Genomic DNA, 14163 nt, shown 5'->3' on the forward strand with positions numbered 1-14163 from the left:
TTAAAAATTATGTTTCGTCACACATAACAACAATTTCATAAGGTGTGGTTTGTGCTGGAATACTCCTTGTGGTAGCACCATAGATAACAATTAGATTTCGATTTGCAGGATTTTGGGTAAAGGCCTGACCGTTTTCTAGTACTATCTTAGTATCGGGGGCAATGTTTAATTTTAAAAAATTATCGCTACTGATAAGCTTACTGTTAAAATAGTCTACTTTCACGTTTTGATAGAGTGTATTTCTTGCCATAACAATTGCCCTGAATTGTGGTGGAAAAATGAGAGGAACAGGTGCATTTGCGTCATAAAATCCAGTTACCATATCTCCAACTGCCACCATCACATGGTCTACAAAGTAAGTGCTTGGTGATACCACGAAATTCACTAAAGTTCCATTACCGTTATCTACAGACATTAATTTATAACATCCATTTCCTTTTCCGTTTGCCTCAATCCAAAAATCATTAATCATGGTAATGATACCATAAAAAGGTTGAAATTTTTTCATTTTTATTTCTCCATTTCTTCATTGATATTTAAAACCTAATCTATATAGTTTATTCATTATTAAGATTTTGTGTTACTTTTACTTTATATTAAGTTATCTTTGAAAATTGTAAGGTATATAAATTATATAAATAGTTTATTGGTATATTTATCTATTATTTTATGATATACTCTATTTAGGCAAACATATGTTCTCGTATAATGAAATAAAAATTTAAAACTACATAAAAAAAGTAGGTCAAAAGTTATATATTTTAATCAAATCCTCTTACTGGGAGCAATGATATGCCATAAAGGAGGTGATCTATTGAAAAACAAAAAACAAAAGAATCCGCCAAAAGCTCACAACCACTGTTCACTACAAGTCGGCCAACCTGTAAAAGAAGGGTTTAATGAAGCTTTGAAAGATTCCTCTAAAAAAATTTTATGTTTTTGTTTTGAAAGATTTGTTTTTTTCGTAATAAACTTTTTTGTAAATTTATTTAAATAAGAGCATTTTAAATGCTCTTATTTTCAATATATTCAAATATATTTATATTTTTATTATATACCATATTATGCTTTTCTTAAACAATAACCTAAAACAACTTCGGTTTTCTGATTTTTTTTATTTAATGGCTTTATTTTTTTTAATAAAATATATAGGTAATCCTATTATTGTGAGTACAATACCTAATCCTGCATTAAGAGGTTGAGTAATCATGGTATTTATTATTATATAAAGTCCTCCTATTATTGCTATAATGGGAACTACAGGATATAAAGGTACTATATAAGGTCTTTTAAGGTCTGGTTGCTTCTTCCTAAGAACAATTACTGCAATAAATGTCATAACATAAAAAAACCAAAGTACAAATACTAATAAATCTGTTAATTGGTTAAAGTTTCCTACAAGAGTCATTATAATTGCAATAATTCCAATCAATACACCACTGTAAATTGGAGTTCTAGTTTTAGAATTTAGTGTTGATAACAATTTGCTTCCCGGTAATCTATTTTCTAAGGCCATGGCATACGGAACTCTCATTCCTGTTAATATATTACCATTTAAAGTTCCAAATATTGATATCAAAATTCCAATTGTAATAACCTTTCCACCAACTGATCCAAAAATTAATGTTGCTACATCTGTAGCTGGTGTCTTTGTTGCTGCAAGTGCAGATGCTGGTAAAACAAATAGATACGCCAAGTTAATTAATATATAGACAGCCATTACAAAAAACAGTCCACCAATAATTGCTTTCGGTAAATCTTTTTTGGGGTTTTTTAACTCTCCTGATATATTTCCAATGTGTATCCAACCATCATAAGCAAACATAGTTGCCAAAAGTGCGGAGCCCAAACTTGTAGCTATTGGATGGCTAGCAACTGTGACTGGAAATATTCTTACTACTCCACCATTACCTTTAATAATACCAAAAACAATAATTGCAAATATAGGAACCATTTTACCTATAGTAAATATGGTTTGAATATTACCACCAACTTTTGCGCCTAAACAATTCATAACTATTAAAAATAGAATGCTTATTATTGCAATTGTAACTAACATTCCATCATTCAAGCCTAACAAAGAAACAGCTTGCGTGGCAAATATTATTCCTAGTGCAGCTATATTTGCAGGAAAAGATATCACTGTTTCAACCCAACCCAATAGAAATCCCCAAATTTGTCCATATGTTTCCTCTAGCCAAACTATCATTCCACCAGTTTTTGGTATTGCGGCGGCCACTTCGGCTGCTGTAAGTCCTCCTGCTATAGTTATAAATCCTCCTATAACCCATGCAATCATACCGAGTCCTGGTGCTCCTGTTGCGGTATAAATAGCTGTAGGCTTAAAGAATACTCCTGAACCTATTACCATACCTATAACGACCGCACTTGCTGATAAAAGGCCGATTTCTTTTTTTAATTCATTTTTTTCCATTTTAGTTTCCTCCCATTCATTTTTAGCATAAGTTGAATCCATTGAATTTGGACATGATTGATGTAGAGAATAGGAATTCAACAATCATATTTCATTTACAAAATATAGTTTGTGCATGAGTACTTGAAAATATACTTTGGCAACGGCTAAATAAAAGTAATATCATTTGTAGTAAAAATTATTGAAAGAAAGGTTAAATTGCACTAAATAGCTAATGAAATTTAGCAACACTAAAAATAAACCTTACTCTTCTTATGAGCAAGGTTCATTTTTATATATAATTATTATGTGATTGTGATAAAAAAGGAAAGTTCCTACAAGAAACAGTCCTATTAGGTGTTAGAGGCTGTACATTTACATTATTACCAATGCAATTTTTTACAGCTGTAATTCTCAGTGTTACCAGGTGTGGGATGGATAGTACTTGCACAATAGTGCAACAAATTATATAAAATTAGTTTGGTTATTAGTGTATAAAATCATTGAAAACATACACAAATAGTATTATAATTTAATTATGGAAAATAAATATAGAAGAACACAGACCGCAGTAAGTTTAATTATCATTTTGTATAGCGATATTTTGTAAGGGCTACAAAATCGTTTAGCCTATGACGTAGATCAATTGATGTATAGTCAAAAGGAAAGTAAAAAAAGTAAGTTATAAGCTTTCTATGATTCAAGAGGAAGGGATGAATTATATGAAAAATTTACAAATGAGGTTAGGTGATATTCTCCATAATCTAAACCTGTCATCAGGGAGCATTTAAAGACAGGACAAATAAGTAGAAAAGATTTAATATAGAAATAGGAAGGAGTGGTTTTATGGATTGGCTAGATTCAATGAATGATGCATTAGAATATCTAGAGGCTAACATTACCGAAAAACTTGATATTGAAAAGGTGGCTAAAATTGCTTTATCTTCCACGTTTCATTTTCAGCGTATGTATCATATGATAACCGGAGTTACAATAGCTGAATATATACGTAGGAGAAGGCTTACCCTAGCTGCACAGGATATTATATCTGGTGAAAAGATCATTAATGTAGCTTACAGGTATGGCTATGAAACGCCAGAAGCATTCACAAAGGCTTTTGGAAAAATGCATGGAATAAGCCCCACAGCAGCAAGGGAGCCGGGAGCGAATCTGAAGGCATATCCTAAACTATCCTTTCATATTTCGATAAAAGGAGAAAAAGATATGAATTATAAGATTGTAGAAAAAGGAAGCTTTACAGTAATAGGGAAACAAACAAGAATAACTATGGTAGACGGAGAAAACTTCATACAGATACCTAAATTCTGGGATGATTGCAAGAAGGATGGTTCCTACGAGTGGATTTGCTCAAAGGCAGGCAAGCTTGGTGTCCTGGGTGTATGTAAGGATTTCGATAATAGTGAAGGATTTAACTATATGATCGGAGTTGAGAAAATCAAAGAACCCCTTCCCAAAGGATATATTTCGGCAACTATACCTGCAGCAACTTGGGCTGTATTTGAATCAGTGGGAAAACTACCTGAAGCTATACAAGATATTACTAGAAGAATATTTTCAGAATGGATGCCTTCTACAGGATATCAGCATGATTGTGCACCAGAGATTGAGGTTTATCCTGAAGGGGATTTTTATTCTCCGGATTACAGATGTGAGGTTTGGATTCCTATTAAGAAGTAATAGAGATGAAAAGTGGCTATAAAATATTATAGTCACTTTTTTTTGGTGGCCCTTTATTAAATTTAAAGTAAAACAAAGGAAATAGAAGATATTAACACTAGAATGGATATTTAGGTTAATTTTGGTAAAAAAATAAAGAATAGTGATGTTGAACAATAGTTATATCTGTTATAGTATATGTATAACAGATATAACAAGAAAATAAATTCAAAGCTGAGGAAAAATTGCATATATCTGTAGAATTGATAAGTATATAGGGGGGAAAGATTATGAAAAATTCTTTTAAAAGGTTATTTGTTGTTTTATGTTCAGTGCTTGTTATAGCTTCAATATTTACTGGATGCACTAAAAAGCTAACAGAAAAGGATGTGGAATTTGCTGGACCATTAACTGAGAATATGATTATGGCAATAGATAAAGGTGATTATGCACAATTTTCAAAAGATTTTAGTGCTGAAGTAAAAAAAGCTATTACAGAGGAAAGCTTTAAAACACTTTGCACTTCCTTTAGCGAGAAGATAGGAAAGTATGAGTCTAAGAAATTTTCTGCTGCATCTGAAAGTAAAAAAGATGAAAAGATATTTAAAACTGTAATATATAATGCAAAATACTCTAAGGAAGAAAATGATGTTCAGATTACCGCTAGTTTTTCGGAGAAGGATGGTAAAATACTTGTAGAAGGTATATTTTTCAAATCTCCTAATCTTTTAAAATAAACTAAAGTCAGGTGATAATAATGATTATAAAAATAGATTTTGAAAGTGAAATACCAATATATGTTCAATTAAAAAAACAAATAATTCTTGGAATGGCAAAAGGCGAGCTTTTACAGGGGGAAAGCTTGCCTTCAGTACGTCAAATGGCAGAGGATATTGGTATTAACATGCATACCGTAAATAAAACATATAATGAACTAAAAGCTGAGGGATTTATTTCAATAGATAGAAGAAAAGGTGCGTTAATAAATAGTACAAGTACACTACTCACAGAGGAATATCATGAGCAGCTGAAGGAAGAAATGGATTTTATAATTGGAGAGGCCTATTGCAGAGGAATTACTGAAGAGGAATTTATGAAAATCACTAGGGCTGCTTTTAAACAGTATTTAAATAAATGAGGTGAAACAAGATGATTAATAATACTGAAAATTTTATCTTTAATTTTTGCGTTTTTATAGTGATTTTTTTATTCCAAATTGCTAAACCAAAGATTACAAGAAAAGAAATATATTTCGGAATAAGAATACCAGAAAATGAGAGGGATAATGCACTTCTAAAAAAAGTATATAATAGGTATCTTATACTTAACACTGTTATATTTGGCATTTTTATAGTAATAATAATGTATATTTTTCTTAACTATTATGCGTCTATTGAGTATACTATATTAATTTTATTATATTTGTTATTTACACTAATCATTTATATGTTTAGCAATAAAAAGGTCTTTAAAATAAAACAGAAGCAATGCTGGAATTCTGAAAAAAAGCAGATTGTTACAATTGATACTAATTTTTCTAAAGACAAAAGTACTAAAAGCTTGGTGTCACCTTGGTGGTTTTTCGTTTCTGTATTAATGATTGCAATTACATTTTATATTGGTTTTAAATATTATAATTTTCTACCTGAGATAGTACCAACTCATTGGGACTTTGCTGGAGAAGTAAATGGAAATATGATAAAATCTTCAAAAATTATTTATGTAATCCCAAAATTCCAAGTAGTTTTCTTAATTATTTTCTTTGGATTATATAAGGTAATTGGGTGGGGGAAACAGCAATTAAATACCTCAAGTCCACAGCAATCAAAAGAGAAAAATAAAAGATTCAGATATATATGGTCAGGCTATATGGTTTTTGCTGCAACCATTATTAATTTATTTTTTCTTTATACAAATTTAATTATATTTCAAGTTGCACAATTGTCTGGCAAATCAATGATAATTCTGTTAATTATAATCATTTCGATCCTTGCTGCTGTTTTTATTTATTTATCAATATACACAGGTCAGGGAGGAAGTAGATTAAAAATTAAAGACAATGTTGCGTCTAATGGTAATAAAATGCTGGATAGGAATGATGATAAGTACTGGAAGTTTGGAATTTTTTATATAAATAAGGAAGATGCAACAATTTTTATTGAAAAAAGATTTGGGGTAGGGTGGACAGTTAATTTAGGAAGAATGGAAGGCATATTACTAGCTGTAGGTGTGGGAATATTAATATTAATATTTCCTTATATATTGAATTAAAATTAAACGCTCTAAACTTCTAATTTGAGTTTAGAGCGTTTAATATATTTGTAATACAAGGTGAGAAGTTGAAATATAGTGGTATTAATGGTAAAATATACTTTAAACAGTCTTTAGAATATTGGTAAATTAGATAATATATAGAAAAGAATGTTAGAGAAAAAAACTAATTTTAACTTATCTATATCAAAGATATGAATGATGGAGGTAAATCTATGAAAATTGTTGATATTAATAATCTAACTAAATTTTATAATAAAAAAAGTAGAGGAATAATTGATCTGAGTTTGTCCATTGAGGAAGGTGAGATATTTGGGTTTATTGGTCCAAATGGTGCAGGGAAGAGCACAACCATTAGAACACTTTTAAATTTCATTTTTCCTACTAGTGGTAGTGCTACAATATTTGGAATGGATATTGTTAAAAAATCAAAGGACATAAGACAAAATGTAGGATATATACCCTCTGAGGTATTCTACTATGATGATATGAAGGTAAGTGATCTCCTTATCTATTCAGCCAAGTTTCATAAAAAAGAAAATCCTAAAAGAATGAAAGAGCTGGCGGATAAGCTTGACCTTGACCTAAACAGAAAGATTGAAGATTTATCCTTTGGAAATCGCAAGAAAGTAAGTATAGTTCAAGCATTGCTACATGAACCTAAGCTATTAATATTAGATGAGCCCACTAGTGGACTTGACCCTTTAATCCAAAATGTATTTTTTGAGCTTTTAAAAGAGGAGAGAGAAAAAGGGACATCAGTGTTCTTTTCATCTCATGTATTAAGTGAAGTTCAAAAGCTGTGCGATAGAGTGGGAATTATTAAAGATGGAAAGCTTATAAAAGTAGAATCTATTGAAAATTTAATGAAAAGCAGATTTAAAAATATATTTTTAACCTTAGATAAAATTAAAGATTTTGAACTTGTTATTGATGGTATTGTGAAAAAAGAAGTAACGGGCAGTAGCATTAAACTATTATACAATGGAGATATGAAAGTGCTTATTAGTAAATTGAATGATATGGAATTTAAAGATCTACTAATTGAAGAGCCTTCACTTGAAGAAGTGTTTATGCATTATTACGAAAAATAGAAAGAGGGGATAATATGATTTTTAAAAGAGAAATTTCAAGAAATCTAAAGTCTTTAATTATATGGAGTATTGTACTAGGTGGTCTTGTTTTATTAATGCTAAGTATTTATCCTCAATTTAACATGAAAAATCAAAATATGAAGGCGCTTTTAAGTGCTTATCCAGAACCCCTTAAAAAGGCATTTAGTATGGACAAACTGGACATGGGTACTATATTAGGCTTTTACGGTATAGAAATTTATATGATGACCACGCTGCTAGGAAGTATTTTTGCCTCACTGCTGGCATCGAACATTATCTCTAAGGAACAGAATGAAAAAACCGTTGAATTTTTACTCTCAAAGCCTGTTACAAGGACTCGGATTGTTACTGAAAAATTGCTGGCAATGAGTGCTAATATTTTAAGCTTAAATGGAATCACTGCTATTATAAGTATTCTGGGCTTCCAATTTGCTAAAAGTGAGACAGTATCAATAAAAACTTTTTCTTTGCTGGTTATTGCTACTATATTACTACATTTTACATTTGCTACGATTTCATTTTTCATGTCTACAATAATAAAAAAGAGTAGAAATATTCTATCAGTTTCCTTAGGGCTAGTATTTGTATGTTATTTTTTTGGTATAATTTCAGGAGTATCAGATAAATTGCAAAATTTAAAATACTTGAGCCCCTTTAAATATGTGGATGCGGGGGATATATTAAAGGCTAATGCAATAGAACCATTATATATATTCATTATGCTATCAATTATGGTAATTAGTATAGCACTAACATATGCTGTATATAGAAGGAAGGATATATCTGTTTAAAGTATAAGAAAGTAAAAAAGTAGGTAGAGTTGTGAATGCAAATCTACCTACTTTCTTATTTTTGTATTTCAATAATACTACTTATTCCAAAAACTAGGAAAAACTAACAGCAGTCGGAATCGGTTACCGCTTTGTTGGTAAATAATTTAGTATATAAAAGTAAGCTTACATTTATTCTCAGTTACCTATTGACATATAAAGGTTACGGTTGTAAACTATAATTAAGGTTACAAACGTAACTCGGAAGGGAGCAGTGAATATGAGTGCATTGGTTTCGAAAATAACAGAATCTGAAGTTGAAGTTATTCGTGTATTATGGGAAGCAGGTTGTGAACTTCCTATAGCGGATATTAGAAAAACCCTTGAGCAGACTAGCAAATGGGAAGCCTCTACAATAAAAACATTACTTCGTAGACTTTGTGAAAAGGGTGTAGTAATAGCTACTAAAAAAGAGGTGTTCTATTATAAGCCTTTGGTTACTGAAAAAGAATACAATGAATATACTACCCAAAGCTTAATTAACCGATTATATTCTGGAAGTGCAAAAAAACTTGTAGCATCTCTTTTGGGAAGTAAAAAGCTTGACGATACTGACATTGAGGAGCTACGCAATTTATTTAAGGTAGGTGATAGTGACGAGCGAAATAGTTAAACTATTGTTATCACTTTCCTTATCGGGTAGCATTCTTGCGGTATTAATATTTGCTGTGAAGCCATTTATAAAGCACAAACTTTCAAAGACTATACAATACTACATTTGGATTGTGGTAATTCTAAGATTGATACTGCCATTTTCTTTTGAAACAAGTATTATGAATGAACTGTTTTATGGTAATCAAACACCAGTGGTAGCAACCTCTCAAGGTGTAATCCAACCAGTGGTGGAGACTGGTACTAATATATCAAAATCAAATTCCCTTCCCAATGTTCAAGAAAACGTATCCAATGCTGTTAATAATGGTGAGGTTGTACAGGGTAGACATTTTGTGGATTTATTTAACCGGTATAGTGTATACCTTTGGCTACTGGGCATAATAATTACACTTATCGTTAACTTAACTGGGTATGGTCGATTTTTAAAATATCTGAATGGATCAAATATTTCAGCTACTAATAGAGAAAATGAAATGCTAGTTACATTATTGAATGGACGACGTAAGGTAAGGCTTTTCCGTAATCGATTTTTAAATACACCAATGCTAATTGGGATTGCAAGACCATATATCATTATTCCGGATGCGAGCTTTAGTGAAACGCAGCTTAAAAATATTTTACTTCATGAAATTGTGCATCTTAAACGTTTTGATATTGCGGTAAAATGGCTAACAATGATAGCGTCATCAATTCACTGGTTTAACCCACTTATGTACTTTATTAAAAAGGAAATTAATAGTTCTTGTGAACTAGCTTGTGACGAAGCGGTTATTAAAAATCTTAGTCCAGCAGAAAAACAAGCTTATGGTGATACATTAATATCCGTTGTAGCACAGTATAAATATCCTAATGGGATATTGCAGGTAACTATGTGTGAAGAGAAAAAGGGTTTAAAAGAAAGATTAGTAGCAATTATGAACCATAGTAGAAAATCCAGAGGGATAATAATTTTATCAGTTATTTTGCTAGGATGCGTTATATTTGGTGCCTTATATTTAGGTGCAGGCGTCGGGAAAGGGAAAGTTGCCACATCCAGTGTCGAAGGAGTTAAAATGTCAACATACAACTTGGAAGAAATTTCAAAATATAAAACACCCTTTGTAGGAGATAATAGCAAGGTTTCTGCTATAGTAAACAACCTGCCTGTGCCTGATAGCTACTTTAAGCAACAATATATTTCAATGGTAACAGACAAACAGCCTTATAAGCTCAATGTGTATTACGAACCAAAAGAAAATATTGTAAGGGAATGGCCAATTGTGAGTCGTGATAATGTAACTTTTTCTAATATAAGTAAAAATGCATTAGTTTTATTTTGCATGATTGATAATCTTGACGAAGTAACCTTTGCATTTCGTGGTTCTCAGTCCGACGGGAAAATAGATGAATTAAAATATAACTACACCTATTCATTCATAAGGGCTGCTTTTGAAAAGAAATACGGTGACCTTTCTGTGCTTGGTGGGAAGGCAGACTTACTTAAAGATGCATTGGTAAAAGAGTTAACTGCTAACGAAATTGATATACAAACACAAATTGATAAGCATATTGAGCTTTCACCAATTGCAGAAATAAAGCTGCCCTATTCTAAGGCAAATGTTTCAGGAAACATAGAAAAACTTGTTTATGATGCGGCAGTTAAACAATATTGTAGGCACCAGGACGGATTTACTGTTGTTGCACCTACAATATTTGGTAGTTATGAGGAAGGAAATAAACTTAAAGTTTTTGTATTTGTTTTAAGTACCAAATTTAGTTTTATTGATAAAACACTGTCCGAGGTAAGCGGTAGTGACATTCCTGCGGCAATTACTTATACTAAAAATGCCAATGGTAGCTATACATTAGATGAATATGTAGAATCTATGGATGGTTCCTACTATTCTAAATCTATAAAAAACTTCTGCATAATGCCAGTTTCTAAAAGTGAAATAAAGGGGGTTTATGATAAAATTTTGGGAGATAGTGGGGGCAGTAAGAATCGTTCAGAATTGCTCCGAAAAAATCTTATTGAGTATCTAAAATTAAACAATCAAAAGGGGATTGTCCTAAAATTAATAAATGGTGAATTGGTACCATTGACATAAATATTACAGGTTAGAAGTTAAAACGAGGAATACAATAAAATGGAAAGTAATATATAAAATAGCAAGTGATATATAAAATAGCAAGTGATATATAAAATAGCAAGTGATATATAAAATAGCAAGTGATATATAAAATAGGGTAGGAAAACCCCATGGATTACTGCTTTAGGATTACGCGGTGCAATAATATCATAAAAAAACCGACTTGTCTTAAATAGGTCGGTTTTTTTATTCCCAATATCCGAAACAATAATGTTTAACGACATTTCAGAAGGGAAGTCTCCTACTTCTATAGGTGGGAGTTACATGCTGCAACAAAGAAAAAACTTAAGTGGGAGTCTAAATCTTCTTCTGAAGTCGTTAATATTGCAGCACCGCAGGTGATGATTTAATTTGCAGTTTAAGATGGAGGCTGTAGTGGTTTATTCCTCATATTTGATTTCGAATTCTTTTATAAAATCATCTATATCATTAGACAATAACCATCCCAGTATTCTGATTTCTTCTTTATTTGGAATAAATTCTACATTTGCAGTAAATAGCTTATTAAATCTATTAACATTGAATCCAGTAACTTTATTAATTTGTTCCACAACTGTTTGATTACTTTTTCTATAATTTTTATTAACTCTTTCAACTACTCTAATAAATAATTGAGATAAATCTCTATCTCTTATACTTTTTAATTGTAAAGGGTTATCCAGCTCAGCTACTATCTCTTTATTAATCATACTAACTGATTTTTTATATTTTTCAAATGCGTTACTTTTAGCTAGCATTTTACGCCTCCCAATTATTTTAAATAAAATATAAGCTCTAACAAAATTTTTGCTTAATTATATCATTATTATTGTATAATAGATATCTACATAGAGAAAATTGATAATTAATAGCTAAGTTCCTTGCGATTAAAGATTTATATTAGCTTTAGAAAATTATAAGGAGGTATAATATGAAAAAAATAAGTTTTTCAGATAAAAAAATCGATAGTGACATTAAGAAGGAGATAGCAGAGCTCACGGTCAAGATGGATCACAGAACGTTAGCAATTTGGGCTACTGATTGTGCGGAGCATGTACTATCATATTTTGAGGATAAGTATCCCGATGACAACAGACCTAGGGAAGCTATAGAGGCGGGGAGGGCATGGGTACGCGGTGAGATATCTGTGAGTGAGGCACGCTGCGCCGCATTTACTGCTCATGCTTCAGCCCGAGATGCGGATGAAGGTGAGGCCCGTGCAGTTGCTCGTGCAGCTGGGCACGCTGCAGCAACTGCCCATGTTGCTGGTCATGCAGTTCACGCTGCTAATTATGCAGCCACAGCTATTGCAAAGGAACGTGATTGGCAATACCAGCACTTGCTCGATTTGAGGGGCAATTCCAATTAGCATGATTGTACTATGATTTAACGACATTTCAGAAGGAAAGTCTCCCACTTCTATAAGCGGGGGTCATATACTGCAACAAAAAGAAAACTTTAGTGGGAGGATAACAATTGAGAATTGTTATCTACTCCAGAGGTCTACAAGGGGGTAAATCTCCTTCTGAAGTCGTTAATATTGCAGCACCGCAGGTGATGATTTAATCTATAAAAAATGAGAACAATACAAAGAAAATGGCACTCAAAATTAATTGAGAGCCATTTTTATTGATATTTATCAATAACATCAATATCCGGTTATATTTTAAGGGTATTGCCTACTGTTTGAACCTTTAATAGATTAGTTGTTCCAACTATTCCTACTGGCCCTCCAGCTGTTATTACAATAATATCTCCTTCTTTAACTAATTTAATGCTTAAAGCTCTTTTAACTCCAATTTCAAACATTTCTTCAACATTTAAAGCTTCTCTAACTAGTAATGGAACTACCCCCCAGGAAATACATAGCTGTCTTTGAACTCTTGGATTTGATGTAGTTGCTATTATGGGACAATATGCCCTAAATCTAGAAATCATTCTAGCGGTTTGCCCAGATTGAGTTGCAGAAATTATTGCAGCTGCCTTTAACTGCAGTGCAATTGCACAAGTTGCATAACTTATAGCGTTCGTAACATTTTCCACCAGGTTAAATTGCATTGCAGCTAGTTTACTACCATAATCAATAGATTTTTCTGCCGTTTGAGCAATCTTAACCATAGTTTTTACACTTTCAATAGGATATTTACCAATTGCACTTTCACCCGAAAGCATAATTGCACTAGTTCCATCATATACAGCATTTGCTACATCACTAGCTTCGGCTCTAGTAGGCCTTGGATTGTTAATCATTGAATCTAGCATTTGAGTTGCTGTTATTACTGGTTTACCACTTTGGTAACATTTTTTGATTATCATTTTTTGAACAATTGGAACTTCCTCTGTAGGTATCTCTACCCCTAAATCTCCTCTGGCTACCATAATACCATCTGAAACCATTAATATTTCATCAAAATTACTTACGCCTTCTCTATTTTCAATCTTTGAAATTATCATTATATCCTGCCCACCATATCTTTTTAACACTTCTCTCACTTCAGTTATATTTGAAGCCTTTCTTACAAAAGAACAAGCGATAAAATCAAATTCATTTTCTATAGCAAACTTTATATCTTCAACATCCTGCGCTGTTATTGCGGGTAAATGTGTGTCTGTTTCTGGAACATTTACTCCTTTGTTATTACTTACGGCGCCACCATTTAATATTTTGCAATAGATGTCCTTGCCCACCACCTTTTCTACTTCTAATTCTATAAGACCATCATTTATTAATATTATTGTGCCAATCTTAACATCTTTATATAGCTGCTTGTGGGAAATAGTTGATCTATCCTCTGTTCCTAAAATATTTTCATTTACAAGTACAAACTCATTACCATTTTGTAATATTACTTCATCTTTTTCAAATTTACCTAATCTAATTTTAGGCCCTTTAATATCTAGCAATAATGGAACTGGGATGTTTAATTTTTCTCTAACTTTTTTTACTCTATCCAATCTTACCTTTTGTTCCTCGTGAGTACCATGAGAAAAATTTAATCTTGCTACATCCATACCTCCCAGTATTAATTGTTCTAATAAATTATCATCATCTACCGCAGGCCCTAAGGTACATATTATTTTGGTCATTCTCATTGTTTATTAACTCCTTTCCTTGGTGTATAACCAGCAAAATG

14 protein-coding genes are annotated in these 14163 nt (G+C 31.8%); 10 read left to right on the top strand and 4 right to left on the bottom strand.

The features are described from left to right. Positions 1-7 precede the first annotated feature (7 nt). Positions 8-508: a hypothetical protein gene (locus G9F72_RS03635; protein ID WP_164958588.1), complete on the bottom strand. Its 501-nt coding sequence runs from the start codon at positions 506-508 to the stop codon at positions 8-10. Positions 509-814: 306 nt separating this feature from the next. Between G9F72_RS03635 and G9F72_RS03640 the strand changes: the two genes are divergently transcribed. Next, entirely contained in the window at positions 815-997 is a 183-nt protein-coding gene (locus G9F72_RS03640; RefSeq protein WP_164958587.1) for a hypothetical protein, read from the top strand. Between the two features lie 117 nt (positions 998-1114). Here the strand turns inward: G9F72_RS03640 and G9F72_RS03645 are convergent, their stop codons facing one another. Next, positions 1115-2434, bottom strand: coding sequence for an amino acid permease (locus G9F72_RS03645; protein WP_164958586.1), 1320 nt, complete (start codon positions 2432-2434; stop codon positions 1115-1117). 825 nt (positions 2435-3259) lie between these two features. On the opposite strand from G9F72_RS03645, the gene G9F72_RS03650 reads away from it, so the two are divergent. The 8 genes from G9F72_RS03650 (at position 3260) to G9F72_RS03685 (ending at position 11008) form a co-directional block, all read left to right on the top strand. Next, positions 3260-4111 (top strand): AraC family transcriptional regulator, encoded by an 852-nt coding sequence (locus tag G9F72_RS03650; RefSeq protein ID WP_164958585.1) that lies wholly within the window; start codon positions 3260-3262, stop codon positions 4109-4111. Positions 4112-4380: 269 nt separating this feature from the next. Further along, complete coding sequence (locus G9F72_RS03655) at positions 4381-4827, top strand: DUF3887 domain-containing protein (protein WP_164958584.1); 447 nt, start codon at positions 4381-4383, stop codon at positions 4825-4827. Positions 4828-4847: 20 nt separating this feature from the next. Beyond that, entirely contained in the window at positions 4848-5228 is a 381-nt protein-coding gene (locus G9F72_RS03660; protein WP_164958583.1) for a GntR family transcriptional regulator, read from the top strand. 11 nt (positions 5229-5239) lie between these two features. Beyond that, positions 5240-6361, top strand: coding sequence for a DUF1648 domain-containing protein (locus G9F72_RS03665; protein WP_164958582.1), 1122 nt, complete (start codon positions 5240-5242; stop codon positions 6359-6361). Positions 6362-6576: 215 nt separating this feature from the next. After that, complete coding sequence (locus G9F72_RS03670; RefSeq protein WP_164958581.1) at positions 6577-7455, top strand: ABC transporter ATP-binding protein; 879 nt, start codon at positions 6577-6579, stop codon at positions 7453-7455. 14 nt (positions 7456-7469) lie between these two features. Further along, positions 7470-8267, top strand: a complete 798-nt coding sequence (locus tag G9F72_RS03675; protein ID WP_164958580.1) for an ABC transporter permease subunit — start codon at positions 7470-7472, stop codon at positions 8265-8267. Between the two features lie 259 nt (positions 8268-8526). Beyond that, positions 8527-8919: a BlaI/MecI/CopY family transcriptional regulator gene (locus G9F72_RS03680; RefSeq protein WP_164958579.1), complete on the top strand. Its 393-nt coding sequence runs from the start codon at positions 8527-8529 to the stop codon at positions 8917-8919. After that, the gene (locus G9F72_RS03685; protein ID WP_164958578.1) at positions 8900-11008 is read left to right on the top strand and encodes a M56 family metallopeptidase; all 2109 of its coding nucleotides are present in this window, start codon (positions 8900-8902) and stop codon (positions 11006-11008) included. Before G9F72_RS03680 ends, G9F72_RS03685 begins: the two co-directional genes overlap by 20 nt. A 422-nt stretch (positions 11009-11430) precedes the next feature. Here G9F72_RS03685 and G9F72_RS03690 read toward each other — a convergent pair whose 3' ends face one another. Further along, on the bottom strand, positions 11431-11787 hold the full coding sequence (locus tag G9F72_RS03690; RefSeq protein ID WP_164958577.1) for a hypothetical protein: 357 nt from the start codon (positions 11785-11787) through the stop codon (positions 11431-11433). Positions 11788-11960: 173 nt separating this feature from the next. On the opposite strand from G9F72_RS03690, the gene G9F72_RS03695 reads away from it, so the two are divergent. Continuing rightward, positions 11961-12398, top strand: a complete 438-nt coding sequence (locus G9F72_RS03695; RefSeq protein WP_164958576.1) for a putative immunity protein — start codon at positions 11961-11963, stop codon at positions 12396-12398. 290 nt (positions 12399-12688) lie between these two features. Here the strand turns inward: G9F72_RS03695 and pyk are convergent, their stop codons facing one another. Next, on the bottom strand, positions 12689-14122 hold the full coding sequence (gene pyk / locus G9F72_RS03700) for a pyruvate kinase (RefSeq protein ID WP_164958575.1): 1434 nt from the start codon (positions 14120-14122) through the stop codon (positions 12689-12691). Positions 14123-14163 lie beyond the last annotated feature (41 nt).

Origin of the sequence: Clostridium estertheticum (assembly GCF_011065935.2) — a bacterium.
Classification (GTDB): domain Bacteria; phylum Bacillota; class Clostridia; order Clostridiales; family Clostridiaceae; genus Clostridium_AD; species Clostridium_AD estertheticum_A.